Genomic DNA, 19,904 nt, shown 5'->3' with positions numbered 1-19,904 from the left:
TCCTGCCGCAGTCAAGTTAAGCGTTTTGAAGGGGAGGTAGTTCGACACCTGGTACAGGTTTTAGCCAGTTTGCTTGCTGTATAGAATGCTAAAGTAATTTAGTATGCGAAAAGGCTTGCCTTAAGACTTTGCCTGCATTTAATGTATCTAGCAGCAGAACTTCAATCTGCGTGACAACAATACAGGAGAGGATCGGGCTTTCACTTTTTCGCTCGACACAAACCCCTTTCAAATTTACACAATAGTGCAGTAAAACTCTCTTGCTGCGCTATTGTGTGTTCCATATTTTGTGAGTACTTATGTTTAACTCAGAACGCAAAGCGACGGTTATTCTGGTTGCGACGACGATGATCGCGGCACTTGGCTGGATATTCTCTAAGGAAACAATACAGGGTTTACCACCTTTTGGCTTTATTGGGGCGCGATTTACTATCGCTTCGCTCTGCTTACTGCCTCTATGTTACCGACCTTTGCTGAAAGCAAACTTAAAAGATGTGCTTTCTGCTGGTGGTGTCGGGCTCCTGTTAGGCAGTGCCGTTATGACATGGATTTACGCTATTTCTATCAGTGATACTCTCGGGGAAGGCGCATTTATCATGAGCCTTTCCATGCTGTTTGTGCCGATTGTTGCATGGGTTATGTTTCGTCAACGACCACAACGAATTTTCTGGCTTTCTTTGCCTATCGCTGTATTAGGTCTTGCTTGTCTTTCTTTAGTTGGTGGCTGGAAACAATCGGCCAGTCAATTGTGGTTTCTTGGTGCAGCACTGGTTTTGGCGCTTCATTTTAATGTGAACAGCAAATACTCTCAAAAACTACCTGTGCTGCTGCTTACTTGCGTGCAACTTTTTTCAGCAGGTTGTTTAGGTTTGTTGGTTTCATTTTTTATGGAATCTTTCCCGGCAGAGGTGGACTCCTCTATTTGGTGGTGGTTTGCGTTGAGTACCTTATTAGCGACGAGCTTGCGTTACGTAATGCAAACCATGGGGCAAAAATTTGTTCAGGCAGGTAACGCTGCTCTAATTATGATATTAGAACCAGTTTGGACGGTTATTCTGAGCGTGCTGTGGTATGGCGAAGTGCTAACGGCAAATAAATTAGTAGGTTGTGTGCTTATCTTATTTTCTTTAATTATTTACCGTACTGGCGGGCGGTTTCGCTTCACTACTCGAAAGTAGATGGAGCTAGCTTGGGTTGGGAGAATTTGAGGTGCCGGATGGCCTTCTACGAAAGTGATAATACGCGGTTACGCAATGCTAATGACACTTTTGATGTAGGCTGCCGACCCTGCTCTTCGCTGATCATCCAGCCAGCTTTAGCCAGTAGCTCTAAGTCGATCCCCGTTTCTATTCCTAACCCTTGGCATAAATACAGTACATCCTCCGTTGCGACATTTCCTGATGCGCCATGAGCGTATGGGCATCCACCCAGCCCAGCTACACTACTGTCGATGGTATTGATGCCCATACTCAGTGCCTGATAAATGTTGGTGAGAGCTTGTCCCCATGTGTCGTGGAAATGGACAGCCAGCTGGGGAAGAGGTGCAACCAACATGACGGCTTCTAGCATAGCAGCGATACGGTTTGGCGTGCCTGTACCGATTGTGTCGCCTAGAGACACCTCATAACACCCTAAATCGATGAGTGATTTGACCACGCTCGCCACTTGTTTAGGGGCTGTCGGGCCATCGTAAGGGCAGTCGGCAACGCAGGATAGATAGCCACGAACAGGGATGCCGTGTTTGGTGGCTAATCGCATTACAGGTTCGAAGCGAGTTAGGCTTTCTGCAATCGAGCAATTGATATTGTGTTGGCAGAATCCTTCTGAGGATGAAGTGAAAATTGCGACCTGATTGGCGTCAGCCTCCAACGCTTGTTCTAAGCCTTTTAGGTTTGGAGTCAGGGCAGAGTAGGTAACATGATTTCGCCGTGTTATTGCTTTCATGACCTCTGTTGAGTCCGCCATTTGTGGCACCCATTTGGGTGAGACAAAAGAGCCCACCTCAATATGCGTTAACCCAGTATCAGAGAGTAAGTTGATCAGCCGGATTTTAGTCTGGGTCGCAACAGGAGATTCATTTTGCAACCCATCTCTAGGACCTACTTCGACAATCTTTACTTTGGAAGGTAGCATTACTTGTCCTGTGACTTGGTGACCCAACTTGGGCTACGTTTTTCAAGAAACGCTTGCAGCCCATCTTGACCTTGGGGTGATACTCTAATGTCCGCAATGAGCTTGCTAGTATAGTGAATCAGTTGTTGATCAATGGGGTTTTGATGACATTGATGGCAGAGCGTTTTCGCTTTACGCATCGCATCTGGGCTATTAAGTAGCAACGTCTTGATTACGCTATCGACCGCATTTTCAAGCTGTTTGGCTTCTTTCACTTCGTGCACAATACCAAACCGTTCGGCATCTTCGGCTGAAATGACTTCACCACTTAAGATATAGCGTCTAGCTTGTCTATTCCCCATCGCGCGCATGACGTAAGGCGCAATGGTCGCTGGAACTAAACCAAGCTTAACTTCACTTAAGCAAAAGTTGGCACTTCGGCTTGCGATGGCGATATCACTACAACAAATCAACCCTAAAGCACCACCATAAGCGGAACCTTGAACAACTGCGATGGTGGGTTGAGGGAACGAATCTAATGTTTCCATGAGTCTTGCCAAGTTTTGGGCATCAATGAAGTTATCTTGCCTCGTGCTGTCGGCCATCGACTGCATCCAATTCAAATCGGCCCCGGATGAAAAGTGCTTGCCGTTACTTCTTAATACCAAGCACCGCACATCCGTTCGTAAAGCGAGATAATCTAGGCGGTGGATCAGCAAGTCGATCGTACAAGCGTCAAAAGCATTGTGTTTAGCTGTTCTGTTTAGGGTAATGGTCGCTACGCCATTATCATCGACATGCCAAAGAACATCATCTTGCCTTTGGGCGTTGGGAATAATGCTTGGTTGCATTTCCTGCATACTAACTTCCTTAATTCATCTTTGGATGCTTACATTCTGAAGACGCCAAACTCGCTATCAGGAATGGGGGCATTTAATGCTGCCGTTAACGCTTGACTCAACACCTGACGCGTTTTTTTAGGGTCAATAATTCCGTCATCCCATAGCCGAGCACTCGCAAAATAGGGATGTCCTTGTGTTTCATACAAGTCTATGATCGATTCTCTAAAAATGTGCTCTTCTTGCTCTGACCACGCTTCCCCCTGACGTTCCTTCGCGTCTTTTCGAACTTGTGTTAAAACGCCTGCTGCTTGTTCTCCGCCCATCACAGAAATACGCGCGTTCGGCCACATCCACATCATGGTTGGATCATACGCTCGTCCGCACATGCCGTAATTACCAGCGCCGTACGATCCACCGATGATCACGGTAAACTTCGGCACGTCAGCACAAGCGACGGCCATCACTAGCTTGGCGCCATGTTTTGCGATGCCTTCTTCTTCAACCTTTTTTCCGACCATAAAGCCGGTAATGTTTTGGAGAAAAAGAAGCGGTGTTTTCCGTTTGGCGCACAGCTCAATAAAGTGCGCGCCTTTTTGTGCCGATTCAGAAAACAAGATACCGTTGTTTGCCACAATACCAATCAAGTGTCCTTGAATACGAGCGAAGCCACACACTAGCGTTCTGCCGTACAAGGATTTGAATTCGTCGAAATCAGAATCATCGACGATGCGGGCAATAATTTCTCGAACGTCGAATGACAGTCGTAAGTTGGCATTCACGATTCCATAGATTTCTTCTGCGTCGTAGCGGGGAGGAAGCACGGTGTTTTCTGGCTTAACAGGTCTTGTTCTATTGGCATTGGCAATGGCTTCTCTCGCAAGCATTAGGGCATGTTCATCATTTTCAGCGTAATAATCTGCGACACCAGATTTTCGACAATGCACGTCTGCACCGCCGAGCTCTTCACCCGTCACGACTTCGCCAGTGGCCGCTTTCACCAAAGGTGGCCCCGCCAAAAAAATGGTGCCTTGCTCTTTAACCATAATGGACACATCCGCCATGGCAGGAACGTACGCGCCCCCAGCAGTGCAAAGCCCCATCACGACAGCAACTTGGGGGATGCCTTTCGCCGACATTCTCGCTTGGTTAAAGAAAATGCGACCAAAGTGTTCTTTATCGGGGAAGACGTCGGACTGATGAGGGAGATTTGCGCCACCGGAGTCCACCAAGTACACGCAGGGGAGTTGGCAACGTTGGGCTATCTCTTGCGCTCTAAGGTGTTTTTTTACCGTGAGTGGGTAGTAGGTTCCGCCTTTTACCGAAGCATCGTTGGCGATGACCATGCATTGAATCCCCTCTATGATACCAATGCCGGCGATAACACCAGCGCAGGGGATCGCTTCGTCATACACTTGCCAGGCGGCAAATTGGCTGATTTCAAGAAAGTCAGTGTTGTCATCAAGCAAGCACGCGATGCGTTCTCGTGCGGGGAGTTTTCCTTTTTGCCTCTGGTGCTGAATGGCTTTTTCACCGCCGCACTGTTTGATGGTCTCGATGTGTTGATTAAGTTGAGTGACCAACGTTTCCATCGCAGCTTTATTGGAAAGAAATAACTCGTCAGTTGGCTTAGTTTTACTTTTGATAATGGCCATAATGACTTCCTTGTCGTATGTTCCGTTAGCGAGATTCTTCGAACAGCTCTCGGCCTATTAACATGCGGCGAATCTCAGAGGTACCCGCGCCGATTTCATAAAGCTTTGCATCACGTAGCAAACGACCAGCAGGGTATTCATTGATGTAGCCATTCCCACCGAGCAACTGGATTGCATCGAGTGCCATTTGTGTGGCGAGCTCTGCACTGTACAAAATCGCGCCAGCGGCATCTTTGCGTGTTGCGTTACCTCGATCACAAGCCGCTGCGACGGTATATACATACGCTTTTGCTGCACTCATTCGAGAGTACATATCGGCGATCTTGCCCTGAACTAACTGAAACTCGCCAATGAGTTTTCCAAACTGCTCTCGTTCATGTACGTACGGGACCACAATGTCCATGCAAGCTTGCATTATCCCGAGTGGTCCGGCAGCGAGGACGACGCGCTCGTAATCCAGCCCACTCATTAACACCTCGACGCCTTGATTCAACTCGCCAAGAATATTCTCTTTTGGCACTACGCAATGGTTAAATACAAGTTCGCAAGTATTCGAGCCTCTCATGCCTAGCTTGTCCAGCTTTTGAGCATGAGTGAAACCTGCGAAGTTACGTTCAATAATGAATGCGGTAATGCCACGTGAACCTGCGCTGACATCCGTTTTAGCGTAAAGCACCACTACGTCAGCATCGGGCCCGTTTGTTATCCACATTTTGTTGCCATTCAGTACAAAATGGTCGCCCTTGTTCTCCGCTTTCAGTTGCATGCTTATCACGTCTGAACCGGCATTGGGCTCACTCATCGCTAGGGCGCCAACGTGCTTACCATCAATGAGTTTGGGAAGGTATTTTTCGCGTTGAGAAGGCGTGCCGTTACGAAAGATTTGGTTGACGCACAGGTTAGAATGAGCGCCGTAGCTTAAAGCGACAGACGCAGAGGCACGGCTGATTTCTTCCATGGCAACAACATGAGCGAGGTATCCCATGCCTGCACCACCAAGCTCTTCATCGACGGTCACACCAAGCAACCCCATTTCTCCCAACAAAGGCCATAAATGACTCGGGAACTGGTTATCGCGGTCTATCTCAGCGGCGATGGGCGCAATATGTTCCGTAGCAAAGGCATTAACGTGTTCTCGGAGCATATCGATGGTATCACCAAGTCCGAAATTGAGTGGGGTATAGGTGCTTTTCATAACGTCTCCCGGTATCAGAGGTAAGGTGGAAAAGCCTGTAGCGGTGTTGCTAATTGAGTATAGCGTTTATGTCTGCTTGCTTTTGAGTGTTTGAATACAACGCTCCTTAGCGGCATTCAACTCTGCCATAACGACGCTGATGTCGTTGAGTTGTTGCTGTAGGACGGCTTGTTTCTCTTCAATGATATTGAGCATTTTCAATAACTGTCCTTCGGTTTGTTGCATGTCGTAGAGCTCGAAAAGTTCACGAATTTCTGCCAATGAAAAACCGAGTCGTTTCCCTCTTAAAATCAGTTTGAGGCGAATTCTATCCCTGCGTTGATAAACGCGCATATTGCCTTTTCGCTCTGGTTCAATCAGACCCACGTCTTCATAAAACCGGATACTGCGAGTAGTAATATCAAACTCCTTGGCGAGGTCACTGATCTTGTATTTTTCCATAACATACTTACCTCGAATAAAAATCCAGTTTCTGGAAATCGAACCTTAAATGGGAAGGCCGAACATCAACTTTGAAATATAAACGTCTGCTTGGTGTGTTTTTTCATCTCATTGTAAAGGCTAGTGCTATGCTTACGTAAACGTCAAGAAATCGCGGAATGAAAGTTTGTTAGTGAAAAAGGCGATAAAGGCTGGTGTGGCGCTTGGTGAGTAATTCTATGTAGGGTGTCATCAGTCTGCCAAGTGTTCACATATACCTTAAGGGAATGCGAATCATGGGAAAAGACATCTGGATTGTCAGCGCGAAAAGAACGCCAATTGGGCGCTTTCAAGGCAAGTTGCAAACTTACTCTGCTCCTCAATTAGGCGCACTGGCGATCAAGGCGGCAATGCACGAAGTGAATGTGACTTCGGTGGATGAAGTGTTCATGGGATGTGTGCTTCCAGCAGGGTGTGGACAAGCTCCTGCTAGGCAAGCATCTATGGGGGCAGATCTTCCTTTGGGCGTAGGGTGCACCACCATTAACAAAGTGTGTGGCTCTGGCATGAAGAGCGTCATGTTAGCGCACGATCTCATTAAAGCTGGAACGATTCGCTCTGCCATTGCTGGTGGTATGGAAAGTATGACCAATGCGCCGTATTTGCTGAGGGAGGCGAGAAAGGGAATGCGTATGGGGCACCAGTCTGCGTATGACCACATGTTTCTCGATGGGCTACAAGATGCTTACGAAGGGCACTTAATGGGTGTTTATGCTCAGCAAGTCGCTGACAGGCTTAAGTTCACCAGAGAGCAAATGGATGAATGGGCCGTGATGTCGGCAAAACGTGCGTTGGAAGCTCAAGAGCGAGGCTTGTTTGCCGATGAACTTTCGCCGGTTTCACTCAATACCAAGTCAGAACAAGCGGTGCTGGACTACGATGAGCACCCACGCTCGATTGACCTTGGTAAAATTCCTCAACTCAAACCTGCATTCGATGAAAAAGGTACGGTGACCGCTGCTAATTCGAGTGCCATTTCAGATGGCGCGGCGGCTCTTGTGCTTATGGATGAAGACACTGCGCGTCATCAGGGGCTTAAACCACTTGCGATCATCAAGGCGCACTCTACACATGCCAGAAAACCTGCAGAATTTACTTTGGCCCCCGTCTACGCAATTGAGCAACTGCTGTTCCAGCTAGATTGGTCCATTTATGAAGTGGACCTGTGGGAAATCAATGAAGCCTTTGCCGTCGTGACACAAATAGCGGTGGCGGAACTTGGGCTTGATACGAGCAAAGTAAATATTAAAGGTGGAGCCTGTGCACTTGGGCATCCGATAGGGGCTAGTGGCGCACGAATTCTGGTGACATTGATTCACAGTTTGCGTCAGCTACAAGCGCTAGGCACCAATGGTGATCTCGAAGCCAAAAAAGTGATGCGGGGTGTTGCGTCACTTTGTATCGGCGGTGTAGAAGCCACGGCGATAGGCATTGAAATACCGCTTTAATTGAAATCAGAAAGGAGTAAATGATGACTCGTTTGGTTCCCTTGTTTATTGGTGGCGAGTTTCGTGAATCTCAAACATCGGATTGGGTTGAGGTAACCAATCCCGCCACTAATGATGTCATTGCGTACGTTCCATGTTCCACAGAGCACGAGATGGAAGCCGCCATTGATAATGCGAAAGAGACATTCCAATCTTGGAAAGAAGTGGCGATACCCGAGCGTGCCCGAGTTATGCTGCGTTATCAGCACTTGCTCAAAGACCATCATGATGAGCTTGCCACACTGCTTTCTCATGAGACGGGTAAGATTTTAGCGGATGCCAAAGGCGATGTGTGGCGTGGTATCGAGGTGGTTGAGCAGGCGGCAAACATTGCTAGCAACATGATGGGAGAAACCGTCGAAAACGTTGCTACGGATATTGATAGTTACTCAATGATTCAGCCCTTAGGTGTGTGTTGTGGTATCACGCCGTTTAACTTTCCAGCCATGATTCCGTTGTGGATGTTCCCAATCGCTATCGCTGCGGGCAATACGTTTGTGCTCAAACCATCTGAACAAGTGCCGTTGACCTCTATTCGTTTAGCCGAACTATTTGAGCAAGCTGGCGCGCCTAAAGGGGTGTTGCAGATTGTTCATGGCCGCAAAGAGCAAGTCGACTTTCTTCTGGCTCATCCTGATATTCGAGCGGTGTCATTTGTTGGCTCGGTTCCCGTTGCCCGTTATATCTACACTACAGGGACTAAACATTTTAAACGGGTTCAAGCTTTTGCTGGTGCAAAGAATCACATGGTGATCATGCCTGATGCAAACAAAGATCAAGTGGTGAATAACCTAATCGGAGCCTCCGTAGGGGCTGCGGGGCAGCGTTGTATGGCAATTTCTGTTGCGGTATTTGTCGGCGATTCAAAACAATGGATTACAGACCTCAAACAGGCAATGGCGAAAGTACACCCAGGGCCTTGGGACGATGAGCAAGCTGCTTATGGCCCACTGATCAGTGAGCAAGCTAAACAACGCGTATTGGACCTAATTGAAGATGGCAAACAACAAGGCGCAGTGTGTGAACTCGATGGCAGTCAGTGTGAAGTGGAAGGCTTTCCCGATGGAAACTGGATTGGCCCAACCTTGTTTAGCGGTGTAACAGCGAACATGTCGATTTACACGCAAGAGATATTTGGCCCTGTCTTAGTTTGTATGGAAGTCGAAACGTTGCAAGAAGCTATTGAGTTAGTGAATCGCAACCCTTACGGCAACGGAACTTCTATATTTACCGCTAATGGCGCTGCTGCGAGAAAATATCAGCATGACATTCAAGTCGGTCAGGTTGGGATCAATGTGCCTATTCCAGTCCCTTTACCATTTTTCTCCTTTACTGGTTGGAGAGGCAGTTTCTATGGTGATTTACATGCGTATGGTAAACAAGCAGTGCGTTTTTATACCGAGACCAAAACGGTGACGGCGCGTTGGTTTGATGACGATATTCCAACGGGGCCAAATCTGACCATCCAACTGCGCTGAGTGAATAAAAGGAGCTTTTATGGACTTTGAACTTAATGAAGATCAACGTGCATTTGCCGATACCGCTCAACAATTTGCCGATGAGCGTTTAGCACCGATGGCGGCGGAGTGGGATGAAAAGCAGATTTTCCCCAAAGACGTATTGAGAGAGGCGGGGGAACTAGGGTTTCTCAGTCTCTACACTCCAGAAGCGCAAGGTGGCCTAGGGCTGAGTCGCTTGGATGCTTCAATTATCTTTGAACAACTGGCCATGGGATGTACGTCCACTACGGCGTTTATGACGATTCACAACATGGTCAGTTGGATGATAGCCAGTTTTGCTACCGATGAAGCCAAAACGCAGTTCTGTCCGAAATTAGTTACGGGGGAGTGGTTAGGCTCCTATTGCTTAACTGAGCCTAACGCAGGATCAGACGCCGCTGCACTGACCACTTCCGCTACAAAAAAGGGAGATAAGTATGTCATCAACGGCGGCAAAACCTTTATCTCTGGCGCAGGAGAGACAGATGTTTTGGTCGTGATGGCGCGAACCGGAGAAGCGGGTGCCAAAGGCGTGTCTGCATTTGTTGTTCCTACTCACGCAGATGGTATCAGCTATGGGCGCAAAGAACCCAAAATGGGTTGGAACAGCCAACCAACACGAGCGGTTACTTTTGAAAATGTCGTTATTCCAGCTAGCCATTTACTGGGCGAAGAAGGGCAAGGTTTTGTCTTTGCGATGAAAGGGCTTGATGGAGGGCGTATAAATATTGCGACCTGTTCCGTCGGTACGGCTCAACAGGCCCTTGAACAGGCGACACAATACATTCAGGAGCGTAAGCAGTTCGGCAAGTCGCTTGCGCAGTTTCAAGCCTTACAATTCAAATTAGCAGACATGGCGACAGAGCTAGTGGCTGCTCGGCAGTTAGTGCGCTATGCCGCCAGCAAGCTCGACCGAAATGACCCAGATGCCACGGCTTATTGCGCGATGGCAAAACGGTTCGCAACCGATGTGGGCTTTCAGGTTTGCGACCAAGCGCTGCAGCTTTATGGCGGCTATGGTTACATCAAAGAGTATCCAATGGAGCGTCATTTCAGAGATGTGCGTGTGCATCAAATTCTGGAGGGAACGAACGAAATCATGCGCTTGATCATCGCGCGCCGTTTGCTCTCTGAGGAGTCGGCCTTGCTGTAGCGAAGTATTGGATTTGCTCATTGAGAAAGGATTCAGATATGCCATTAACCCAAGAAGCCATTCAACATACGATCACTAATCACGTTGCGGTGGTGACGATGAACAACCCGCCGGCCAATACGTGGACAGCAGAGAGCCTCAAGGTACTGAAGTCGCTGATACTCACACTTAACAATGATAAGCAGGTCTACGCACTGGTTTTAACCGGCAGTGGAGAAAAGTTTTTCTCTGCTGGTGCAGATCTCAAGCTATTTTCTGACGGTGACAAAGCGGTTGCGTTAGACATGGCGCGATGCTTTGGTGAAGCGTTTGAAACGCTCTCGGAATTCCGTGGTGTTTCCATTGCCGCTATTAATGGTTACGCCATGGGTGGAGGTTTAGAAGTGGCATTAGCTTGTGATATTCGAGTCGTTGAAGAGCAAGCGGTACTTGCTTTACCTGAAGCCAAAGTCGGACTTTTGCCCTGCGCTGGCGGTACCCAAAACCTCACAGCGTTAGTAGGGGAAGGCTGGGCAAAGCGTATCATTTTATGTGGAGAGCAAGTCAGCGCTGACAAAGCAAAAGAACTAGGCTTGGCTGAGGAGTTGGTCTCCAAAGGCGAAGCTTTAAGTAAAGCGCTGGAGCTTGCTGACTCTGTTGCGAACCAGTCGCCATCTTCTGTCGCCGCATGTAAGGCGCTCATTCAAAATATGCGCTCTGCGCCACTTAAGCACGGCTTAATGAAAGAGCGAGAGTTGTTTCTGACTCTTTTTGATACGGAAGATCAAGTTGAGGGTGTTCGCGCCTTTTTAGAAAAACGCCCACCGCAATGGAAAAACCGATAGGAGGCCACATGGCAGGGATGGTAGCCATTAGTGAAATAGAGTGCTTCGATGGCGTGCACCGCATTGGTATCGCAACGTTAGACAACACCGCTTCATTGAATGCATTGACGTATGACATGTTAGTCCAACTTAACGATCAGCTTATCAAGTGGCAAGACGATCCGCATGTGACTTGTGTGGTACTCACTGGCGCTGGAGAAAAAGCATTCTGTGCTGGTGGTGATGTTCGAGCTATGTATCACGTCATGCATAACGAGAGTAAAGAAAAAATCGTAGAGTTCTGTACGAACTATTTCTCGTTGGAGTATGAGTGTGACTATCTCATTCACACTTACAACAAACCCATTATCGGTTGGGGAGAAGGTATTGTCATGGGCGGTGGGATGGGGCTTTTTATGGGAACCAGCCATAAAGTTGTGACAACAACATCACGCCTTGCTATGCCAGAAATCAATATTGGACTGTATCCTGATGTGGGAGGTACGTGGTTTTTAAGCCAGATAGATCCGCAAGTGGGTTTATTCCTCGGATTGACAGGCTCCATGGTGAATTCAAGTGACGCTGTCACTATTGGTTTGGCCGATTGGTTACTGTTGGAAGAGCAGTATCCCACCTTACTGGATGAGCTAAAGCGGCTCCAGTGGTGCAAAGAAGATGCGAAAGAGTTGGTAACTGCACTACTACAATTAATGGAAGAACAGGTTATTGATAGCAAACCAACCACGCAAATTTGTCCATACTTAGATCAGATAGAGGAAGCGTGCAAAGGCTTTGATCTTAATGCGATAGCACAGCGAATCATGGCTATCGAAGGGAATAGCCAGTGGATAGAAAACGCGAAACAAACGTTCGCATCGGGCAGTCCGATCACCGCGCATATTTGCTTCAGACAAGTGAAAGAATACCACAGCTTACCGCTTGCAGATTGCTTCCGCTTGGAGCTGAGTTTATCGATTCGCAGCGCCTTATTAGGTGAGTTTAAAGAGGGCGTCCGTTCTCGGCTCATTGACCGGGATGGCGAGCCGAGCTGGATATTTAACAGTGTCAGTGAAGTCGATGAAGATGTTATCGATACTTTGTTTACCTCGCTTTGGTCAGATAACGAGCATCCGCTTGCTAATTTGGGTGAACAAACACTAGGTCAATAAGGAGAATGATCATGAGTACCATCGCATTTATCGGTTTAGGAAGAATGGGGCATCCTATGGCGCAAAACTTACTCGCGTCTGGATTTAACGTGCAAGTATTCGATGTCGATAGCGAAGCCGCAAAGCAACTAGTACCTTTTGGTGCGGTAGTGGCGAGCTCTATCGAAGAGGTAGTAGATGGTGCTAGCACAGTCATCACGATGCTACCAGCAGGGTCTCACGTTCGTTCCGTGTATCTTGGTGACTTACACGGTGGCGTAGGTGTCCTCAATCTTGTCTCGCCAAGTACCTTGATGATTGATTGTTCAACCATTGATCCGGACTCCGCGCGATTAGTCGCCAATGAAGCGGCAAATAAACGCGTGTTGTTTGTCGACGCACCCGTTTCGGGGGGCGTTGCTGGCGCGAAAGCGGCGACATTAACCTTTATTGTTGGTGGTTCGGATCAAGCGTTTTCTAAAGCCAATGCGATTTTGCAGTATATGGGAAAAAATGTTTTCCATGCTGGCAAAGCAGGCGATGGTCAAATGGCGAAAATCTGTAACAACCTTATGCTCGGCATTTTAATGTCTGGTACGTGCGAGGCATTAAACCTAGGTATCGATCATGGACTCGATCCAAAAGTGCTATCAAACATCATGCTGCAAAGCTCTGGCCGAAATTGGGCATTGGAGCTTTACAATCCTTGCCCAGGCGTGATGGACAGTGCGCCAGCCAGTCACGATTACCAACCGGGCTTTATGAGCAAACTCATGCTAAAAGATCTCGGTTTGGGGTTAGATGCGGCGTTACAAACACATTCTTCGGTTCCGATGGGGTCGTTAGCGCGCAACTTATATTCTTTCCACAACGCGAGCGGCCACGGCGAGCTCGATTTCTCAAGCTTATTTGAGTTATACAAGAGTAAGAAAGGCTAGACTGAGTTTTGTGACAAACCAGCCCGAGATGGTGACCTAAAACGCGCATCATTTCGGCCAACTCAGACTGGTTGAGATAGAGAACATTACGAGCTATGGAGTGCACCAATATGGACATAAAAAGTAGTGTTATTGCCATTACAGGAGCAGGGCAGGGGCTTGGGCAAATGATGGCCATTACCCTTGCTCAAGCTGGCGCTGATTTAGCGTTGTTGGATGTAAACGCCAGTGGCTTAATGGAAACACAAGAGCAGTGTCGAATGCTGAGTGCGAAAGCGTTGACATATCAAGTGGATGTCACCAACGAAATCGACGTTGAAACCACGTTTGAAGCGATTATCCAAGATTTTGGTCAACTCAATGGGTTAGTCAATAACGCTGGCGTGTTAAGAGATGGGTTACTTGTAAAAGCAAAAGATGGCGTGATCAGTAAGATGTCTTTGGATCAATTCAACTTGGTCATGAACGTTAACGTGACAGGAACGTTTTTGTGTGGGCGTGAAGCTGCCGTCAAGATGATTGAGAGTGGCTCCCAAGGCGTTATCATCAATATTTCTAGTGTTGCGAGAGCTGGGAATATCGGACAAACCAATTATTCTGCGTCAAAAGCGGCGGTCGCGACCATGGCGACAACATGGGCTCGTGAGCTCGCAAGATACGGTATTCGCGCGGCGGCGGTTGCACCAGGTGTAGTTCATACCGCGATGGCAGAGCAAATGAAACCCGAAGCCATAGAGCGATTAGAAAAGATGATCCCAGTTGGCAGGATGGGCGAAACAAGCGAAATCGCGCATGCTGTAAAATACATTATTGAGAGTGATTACTTTACTGGCAGGGTTTTAGAAGTGGATGGCGGCATTCGTATGTAAGTGATCACTGAAATAAGGCTCTGATAGACCTGAATAATAAGTCTCTTTCCATTTCAACATTTTCTATGTTGTGGAGTGCTAATTCTGCGCAACCCAAATGTATTTACAACTTATGTTTGGATTTACCTTGAGAATGATTTCTCACAATCCAATAAAGAGATGTAAATACCACTCAAATATTAAGTGAAATCATTAATTTGATGCTGATCACACTTTTGGTTTTTTAGTTTCCGCTTCTCATTAAGGCTATCTGCGTAAATGAAGTTGATAGTCAGTCTCATCAATTTTAAGTTTCAACTATTTGTTTTTAAATAATTAATTGTTGAAGCACGAGAAATTCGTGTTGAGGTTAATATTCGATTTAAAGTGTGTAACTTCCATTAATGGAAGGTTAGTTTCCAGTTGTGGCTAATGAGCTTTAACTTTTTACTCCTCATAATGCGCCAAATGTAACATAGTGTTTCAAAGTGTAACAATAAACTCACACTAAGAGTGTGGTTTTGATCTCCACTCAATTCCGTTTTGTTTCGCTCTGAGCCCGACGTTACTCATGCTCAACACATAAACATTCTAATGACTATAACAACTGGTTCTTGGCTTGGTACCAATCGTATCGTAGTAAATAACGGTTCATTCTAGCTGGTTAAATGCTTGATGACGAAGTTGAAAAATTGTAAGTAGAATAACTACTTATCGAAGTTTCTTCTTGTTCTCATACATTACCTCTGCGCTATGTGTGAGCTCTTATTTACTTTGATTGGCATCTGCTTTGAAACCAGACAACCATCGAGAAAGTTAATGGAAGCCTCAAGATATAAACGCATCTTGTCGAGGGGAAGTTTGGCGTCCGTCATACTTATGCTCTCAGGATGTAATTCAGCTTTACTTGACCCCAAAGGTGCCATTGGTGTGCAAGAAAAAGAGTTAATTATTACTGCTCTTTTGCTGATGTTGATCGTTGTAATCCCTGTGATTTTAATGACGATTTACTTCGCTTACCGATACCGCGCCTCTAACACTGAAGAAGAGTACGCACCCGAGTGGTCACACTCGACCAAAATCGAAGTGGTGGTATGGACAATTCCAATCATCATCATTGCGATTCTTGCGACGATCACATGGCGTTCGACTCATGAACTAGAGCCCTCTAAACCATTGGAAAGTGATGTTAAACCAATGACCATCGAAGTGGTGTCACTCGATTGGAAATGGTTGTTCATCTATCCAGAAGAAAACATTGCGACGGTGAACTATGTGGCGTTCCCGAAAGATGTGCCAGTGCAGTTCAAACTGACTTCGGACAACATCATGAACGCGTTTTTCATCCCTCGCTTAGGTACACAGATCTACGCGATGCCAGGCATGGTTACCAAGCTTAACCTGATAGCGAACCACGAAGGTGACTACAAGGGCTTTGCATCGAATTACAGCGGCGAAGGCTTTTCGCAAATGAAGTTCACAGCTTCAGCAATGTCTGATCGTGCTGCGTTCCTAAATTGGGTGCAGAAAGTGAAGGCGAGCCCTGATCGTATTGAAGATTGGGAGCAATACAGCTCACTGGCAGCGCCAAGTATCGCAGAGCCAGTCACTTTGTTCTCTAGCGTTCCTCCGTTCTTGTTCACCGACGTTGTGACTCAGCATCCTGGTTCAATGAACTGTTTGCCTGAAAACCAAGGATAATCGTAATGTTTGGAAGATTAACTCTTGATTCAGTTCCATTCCACGAACCTATTATCGTCATCACCCTAGCGGTTGTGGCGCTGGTTGGTTTAGCCGTAGTTTACGCGGTGACCAAAGCCGGAAAGTGGCAATATTTGTGGAATGAATGGTTTACTTCAGTAGACCATAAAAAACTTGGCTTCATGTACATCGCAGTAGCGATGGTGATGCTTGTTCGTGGTTTTGCTGACGCAGTCATGATGCGTAGTCAGCAACTCCTTTCTTCTGCGGGTGAAGCAGGTTACTTACCACCGCATCACTACGATCAAATTTTTACTGCCCATGGCGTGATCATGATCTTCTTCGTAGCGATGCCATTGGTCATTGGTCTGATGAACATCATCGTGCCATTGCAGATTGGTGCGCGTGACGTAGCTTTCCCGTATCTGAATAACTTGAGCTTCTGGCTGTTTGTTGTAGGTGTCATCCTAACAAACATGTCTCTCGGCTTAGGTGAATTTGGTCGTACCGGCTGGTTGGCGTATCCGCCGCTTTCAGGTATTGAGGCTAGCCCAGGAGTCGGGGTCGACTATTGGATTTGGGCGCTGCAGATATCAGGTGTTGGTACGACGTTAACAGGCGTGAACTTCTTCGCGACCATTTTGCGTATGCGTACACCGTCTATGCCAATGATGAAGATGCCAGTTTTCACTTGGGCGTCTCTGTGTGCAAACATTTTGATCATCATTTCATTCCCAATCCTAACGGTGACTATCGCTCTGCTTACGCTGGATAGATACCTAGGCATGCACTTCTTTACCAATGATCTTGGCGGCAACGTAATGATGTACGTCAACCTGATTTGGGCTTGGGGTCACCCAGAAGTGTACATCTTGATCTTGCCAATTTTTGGTGTGTTCTCAGAAGTCACCGCAACCTTCTCACGTAAAAAGTTGTTCGGTTACACATCGCTAGTTTGGGCTACCGTAGTTATCACGATTCTTGCCTTTGTCGTTTGGCTACACCACTTCTTTACGATGGGGTCTGGCGCGAACGTAAATGCCTTCTTCGGTATTGCCACGATGATCATTTCTATCCCAACAGGGGTGAAGATCTTCAACTGGCTATTCACGATGTACAAAGGCCGCATCCGCTTTACGACGCCAATGATGTGGACGGTGGGTTTCCTGATCACCTTTACTGTTGGTGGTATGACGGGCGTACTAATGGCTGTTCCGGGCGCAGATTTCGTTCTGCATAACTCAGTATTCCTTATCGCTCACTTCCACAACGTTATCATCGGTGGTGTGGTGTTTGGATGTTTCGCTGCGATCACTTACTGGTTCCCGAAAGCGACCGGTTTCACCATGAATGAAACTTGGGGCAAACGCGCGTTCTATCTTTGGATTATTGGTTTCTTAATGGCGTTCTTACCGCTTTACGCGCTGGGCTTCATGGGGATGACTCGTCGTTTAAGCCAAGACATCAACCCAGAATACTTCCCACTGTTGTCGATTGCCGCAGCAGGTACGGTTGTGATTGCGCTGGGCGTATTGTCTCAGTTCATCCAAATTTACGTGAGTATCCGTGACCGCGAGCAAAACCGTGATCTAACTGGTGACCCGTGGGGTGGTCGTACTCTTGAGTGGGCAACATCGTCTCCACCGCCGTTCTACAACTTTGCGCACCTACCAAAAGGTGATGTGCTGGATGCCTTCTGGTACCAGAAACAAAGTGGCGAGTTCGATCCAACTAAAGAAGTGGAATACGAACGTATTCATATGCCAAAAAACACGGCAACAGGCATCTACGTGTCGGCTTGGTCGCTCCTATTTGGCTTCGGAATGATTTGGTACATCTGGTGGCTAGCGGCGGCAAGTTTGGTCGGTATTATCGTGACGTGTATTCAGCATAGCTATAACGATGATGTGGATTACTACGTGGAAGTTGAAGAGATCAAAGCAATTGAGGCCGAACGTCGAGCTCAGCTTGAAGAAGCGAAGAAAAACTCAGTGAAAGACAGCGAAAGTAAAGATGATCTGGAGGTGACGTATGCAAACTAATATCGCAGCACATCACGACCATGATCACCACCATGACACGAATGGCAACAAGCTATTTGGCTTCTGGGTTTACCTGATGAGTGACTGTGTACTGTTTGCGACCTTGTTCGCGACTTACGCTGTGCTGTCGAGCAATTCAATTGCGGGCCCAACAGGTAAAGACATTTTCGAACTCCCATTCGTTTTTGTCGAAACCATGCTGCTGCTGTTTAGCAGTATCACATTTGGTTTTGGCATTATCGCGATGAAGCGCAACAACGTTGCTGGTCTCAAACGTTGGATGTTAGTCACGTTCGCGCTTGGTCTTGGCTTTATCTGTATGGAGGTCTATGAGTTCCATCACCTGATTGAAGAAGGCTATGGCCCACAAACCAGTGCATTCCTGTCGGCATTCTTTACGTTGGTTGGTACGCACGGCCTGCACGTAACCTTTGGTCTGATTTGGTTAGCGGTAGCATACCATCAACTGTCGACGAAAGGTCTGAACGACAATATGGCAATGCGCTTTAACTGCTTAAGCCTATTCTGGCACTTTCTAGATATCGTTTGGATTTGTGTCTTTACCATCGTTTACTTACTGGGGGTAATGTAATGGATCAACATGTAGAAACCAGTGCGTCAGATTACGTGAAAGGCTTTATTGCCTCACTGATTCTGACGGTAATTCCGTTCTACTTTGTTTGGACGAAATCATTACCAGATACAACGACCTATGCGATTCTATTTGGATGTGCATTAGTGCAGATATTTGTTCACTTTAAATACTTCTTGCACATGGAAACAAAAACATCCGACGGACGTTGGAACCTTGTATCACTGATGTTTACCGCCATTGTTGTACTTATCCTTATCGCTGGCTCGGTATGGATCATCTACAACATGAACGTCAACATGAAGTTGTAGGTCAAGGTATGCTGAAAAGTTATTTGTCTATCACTAAACCGGGCATTATTTTCGGCAACCTGATTTCTGTTGCGGCGGGGTTCTTCCTCGCCGCAAAAACAGAACCAGCCAGTCTAATGTTGTTCGTTACGACGTTAGTTGGTGTTGGGTTAGTCATCGCTTCAGGTTGTGTGGTGAATAATATTTTCGATCGTGATATCGACCAAAAGATGGCACGTACACGAAATCGTGAAACAGTGAAAGGCAACATCAATATCGATATTGCGTTTGTTTATGCACTTGCTTTATTGCTGGTAGGAACCGCACTGTTATTTATCCGAGTGAATCCACTATCCGCTGTCGTCGTGTTGCTTGGCTACGTGTATTACGTGTTCTTTTACACGATGTGGTACAAACGTAACTCGGTGTATGGAACCTTAGTGGGAAGTATCTCAGGCGCAGTTCCGCCATTGGTGGGTTACTTGGCGGTAACAAACTTCATTAGCTTGGAAGCGATTTTACTCTTTACCATGTTCTGTCTCTGGCAAATGCCGCACTCGTATGCCATTGCCATGTTCCGCATGCAAGACTACCGAGAAGCCGGGATTCCCGTATTGCCAGTTAAAGAGGGCATTCATAAAGCGCATCGACACATGAAAGCGTATGTCGTGGCTTTTGGAGCAGCATCATTGGGGTTATTTTTACTAGGTGAAGCCGGGTATGAATACTTAGCAGTTGCAGCGGTTGTTTGCTTTATGTGGACGAAAGTGACCTTTCGCAGCATTGATGACAACAACTACATCGCTTGGTCAAAGTCGGTGTTTAAAGTCTCACTGCTAGTGGTGATGGGGATCAGTGGTGTGCTTGGCGTCGAGTTGATTCCTCTAGCTCTGTAATAACCAAACCTAAGCGTTTGCTACGCGCTAATATCTTTTGCTGCTGAATGCATGAATGACCTTACCTAGAAGTAAGGTCATTTCACTTTCTATTGTCCTTTATTTTCACTGTTTTTCCTGTTCCTCCTCTAGCTTCACTATCACGTATTCATATCTAAAAGCAAAAACAACCAGTGTGTAAAACATAGTGAAGCACGTTTCCGCTGACGCGTAATAATGCCAAGAA

The 19,904-nt window shown here is 46.9% G+C and carries 18 protein-coding genes; 13 read left to right on the top strand and 5 right to left on the bottom strand.

Annotated features, from left to right (window positions below; all coding sequences use genetic code 11):
- Nucleotides 1–299 precede the first annotated feature (299 nt).
- On the top strand, nt 300–1,178 hold the full coding sequence (locus R7R24_RS03770) for a DMT family transporter (RefSeq protein ID WP_053303726.1): 879 nt from the start codon (nt 300–302) through the stop codon (nt 1,176–1,178).
- 46 nt (nt 1,179–1,224) lie between these two features.
- Here the strand turns inward: R7R24_RS03770 and R7R24_RS03765 are convergent, their stop codons facing one another.
- The 5 genes from R7R24_RS03765 to R7R24_RS03745 all read right to left on the bottom strand — a co-directional run bounded on the left by R7R24_RS03765 (nt 1,225) and on the right by R7R24_RS03745 (nt 6,242).
- A complete protein-coding gene (locus R7R24_RS03765) occupies nt 1,225–2,133 on the bottom strand; it encodes a hydroxymethylglutaryl-CoA lyase (RefSeq protein WP_054579011.1) in 909 nt (302 codons plus the stop codon).
- Nucleotides 2,133–2,972, bottom strand: coding sequence for an enoyl-CoA hydratase-related protein (locus R7R24_RS03760; RefSeq protein ID WP_054579010.1), 840 nt, complete (start codon nt 2,970–2,972; stop codon nt 2,133–2,135). Before R7R24_RS03760 ends, R7R24_RS03765 begins: the two co-directional genes overlap by 1 nt.
- 29 nt (nt 2,973–3,001) lie before the next feature.
- Nucleotides 3,002–4,606 (bottom strand): carboxyl transferase domain-containing protein, encoded by a 1,605-nt coding sequence (locus tag R7R24_RS03755; RefSeq protein WP_132936377.1) that lies wholly within the window; start codon nt 4,604–4,606, stop codon nt 3,002–3,004.
- Nucleotides 4,607–4,631: 25 nt separating this feature from the next.
- Entirely contained in the window at nt 4,632–5,801 is a 1,170-nt protein-coding gene (locus R7R24_RS03750; protein WP_132936378.1) for an isovaleryl-CoA dehydrogenase, read from the bottom strand.
- Nucleotides 5,802–5,867: 66 nt separating this feature from the next.
- On the bottom strand, nt 5,868–6,242 hold the full coding sequence (locus R7R24_RS03745; RefSeq protein ID WP_017821195.1) for a MerR family transcriptional regulator: 375 nt from the start codon (nt 6,240–6,242) through the stop codon (nt 5,868–5,870).
- Between the two features lie 275 nt (nt 6,243–6,517).
- On the opposite strand from R7R24_RS03745, the gene R7R24_RS03740 reads away from it, so the two are divergent.
- The 12 genes from R7R24_RS03740 to cyoE all read left to right on the top strand — a co-directional run bounded on the left by R7R24_RS03740 (nt 6,518) and on the right by cyoE (nt 19,678).
- A complete protein-coding gene (locus R7R24_RS03740) occupies nt 6,518–7,729 on the top strand; it encodes an acetyl-CoA C-acyltransferase (protein ID WP_318119419.1) in 1,212 nt (403 codons plus the stop codon).
- A 23-nt stretch (nt 7,730–7,752) separates the two neighbouring features.
- Nucleotides 7,753–9,246, top strand: coding sequence for a CoA-acylating methylmalonate-semialdehyde dehydrogenase (locus tag R7R24_RS03735; protein WP_191115844.1), 1,494 nt, complete (start codon nt 7,753–7,755; stop codon nt 9,244–9,246).
- A 19-nt stretch (nt 9,247–9,265) separates the two neighbouring features.
- Complete coding sequence (locus tag R7R24_RS03730) at nt 9,266–10,420, top strand: acyl-CoA dehydrogenase family protein (protein ID WP_191115843.1); 1,155 nt, start codon at nt 9,266–9,268, stop codon at nt 10,418–10,420.
- A 38-nt stretch (nt 10,421–10,458) separates the two neighbouring features.
- Nucleotides 10,459–11,244, top strand: a complete 786-nt coding sequence (locus R7R24_RS03725) for an enoyl-CoA hydratase (RefSeq protein WP_191115842.1) — start codon at nt 10,459–10,461, stop codon at nt 11,242–11,244.
- Nucleotides 11,245–11,252: 8 nt separating this feature from the next.
- The gene (locus tag R7R24_RS03720; protein WP_191115841.1) at nt 11,253–12,392 is read left to right on the top strand and encodes an enoyl-CoA hydratase/isomerase family protein; all 1,140 of its coding nucleotides are present in this window, start codon (nt 11,253–11,255) and stop codon (nt 12,390–12,392) included.
- A gap of 11 nt (nt 12,393–12,403) precedes the next feature.
- Entirely contained in the window at nt 12,404–13,309 is a 906-nt protein-coding gene (gene mmsB, locus R7R24_RS03715; RefSeq protein ID WP_005375775.1) for a 3-hydroxyisobutyrate dehydrogenase, read from the top strand.
- A gap of 110 nt (nt 13,310–13,419) precedes the next feature.
- Nucleotides 13,420–14,178, top strand: coding sequence for an SDR family oxidoreductase (locus R7R24_RS03710; protein ID WP_005375778.1), 759 nt, complete (start codon nt 13,420–13,422; stop codon nt 14,176–14,178).
- A gap of 798 nt (nt 14,179–14,976) precedes the next feature.
- Complete coding sequence (gene cyoA, locus R7R24_RS03705; RefSeq protein ID WP_005388604.1) at nt 14,977–15,858, top strand: ubiquinol oxidase subunit II; 882 nt, start codon at nt 14,977–14,979, stop codon at nt 15,856–15,858.
- A gap of 5 nt (nt 15,859–15,863) precedes the next feature.
- Nucleotides 15,864–17,900 (top strand): cytochrome o ubiquinol oxidase subunit I, encoded by a 2,037-nt coding sequence (cyoB, locus tag R7R24_RS03700; RefSeq protein ID WP_005375781.1) that lies wholly within the window; start codon nt 15,864–15,866, stop codon nt 17,898–17,900.
- Entirely contained in the window at nt 17,890–18,492 is a 603-nt protein-coding gene (gene cyoC, locus R7R24_RS03695; protein ID WP_005375782.1) for a cytochrome o ubiquinol oxidase subunit III, read from the top strand. The genes cyoB and cyoC overlap by 11 nt, the downstream gene beginning before the upstream one ends.
- Nucleotides 18,492–18,803: a cytochrome o ubiquinol oxidase subunit IV gene (cyoD, locus tag R7R24_RS03690; protein ID WP_012842490.1), complete on the top strand. Its 312-nt coding sequence runs from the start codon at nt 18,492–18,494 to the stop codon at nt 18,801–18,803. The genes cyoC and cyoD overlap by 1 nt, the downstream gene beginning before the upstream one ends.
- Nucleotides 18,764–19,678: a heme o synthase gene (gene cyoE / locus R7R24_RS03685; protein WP_033906955.1), complete on the top strand. Its 915-nt coding sequence runs from the start codon at nt 18,764–18,766 to the stop codon at nt 19,676–19,678. Before cyoD ends, cyoE begins: the two co-directional genes overlap by 40 nt.
- The last annotated feature ends 226 nt before the right edge of the window (nt 19,679–19,904 follow it).

Source organism: Vibrio sp. 704 (assembly GCF_033339295.1).
Note: the sequence above shows the minus strand (reverse complement) of the source record. Positions and strands in the feature narration are given on the sequence as shown.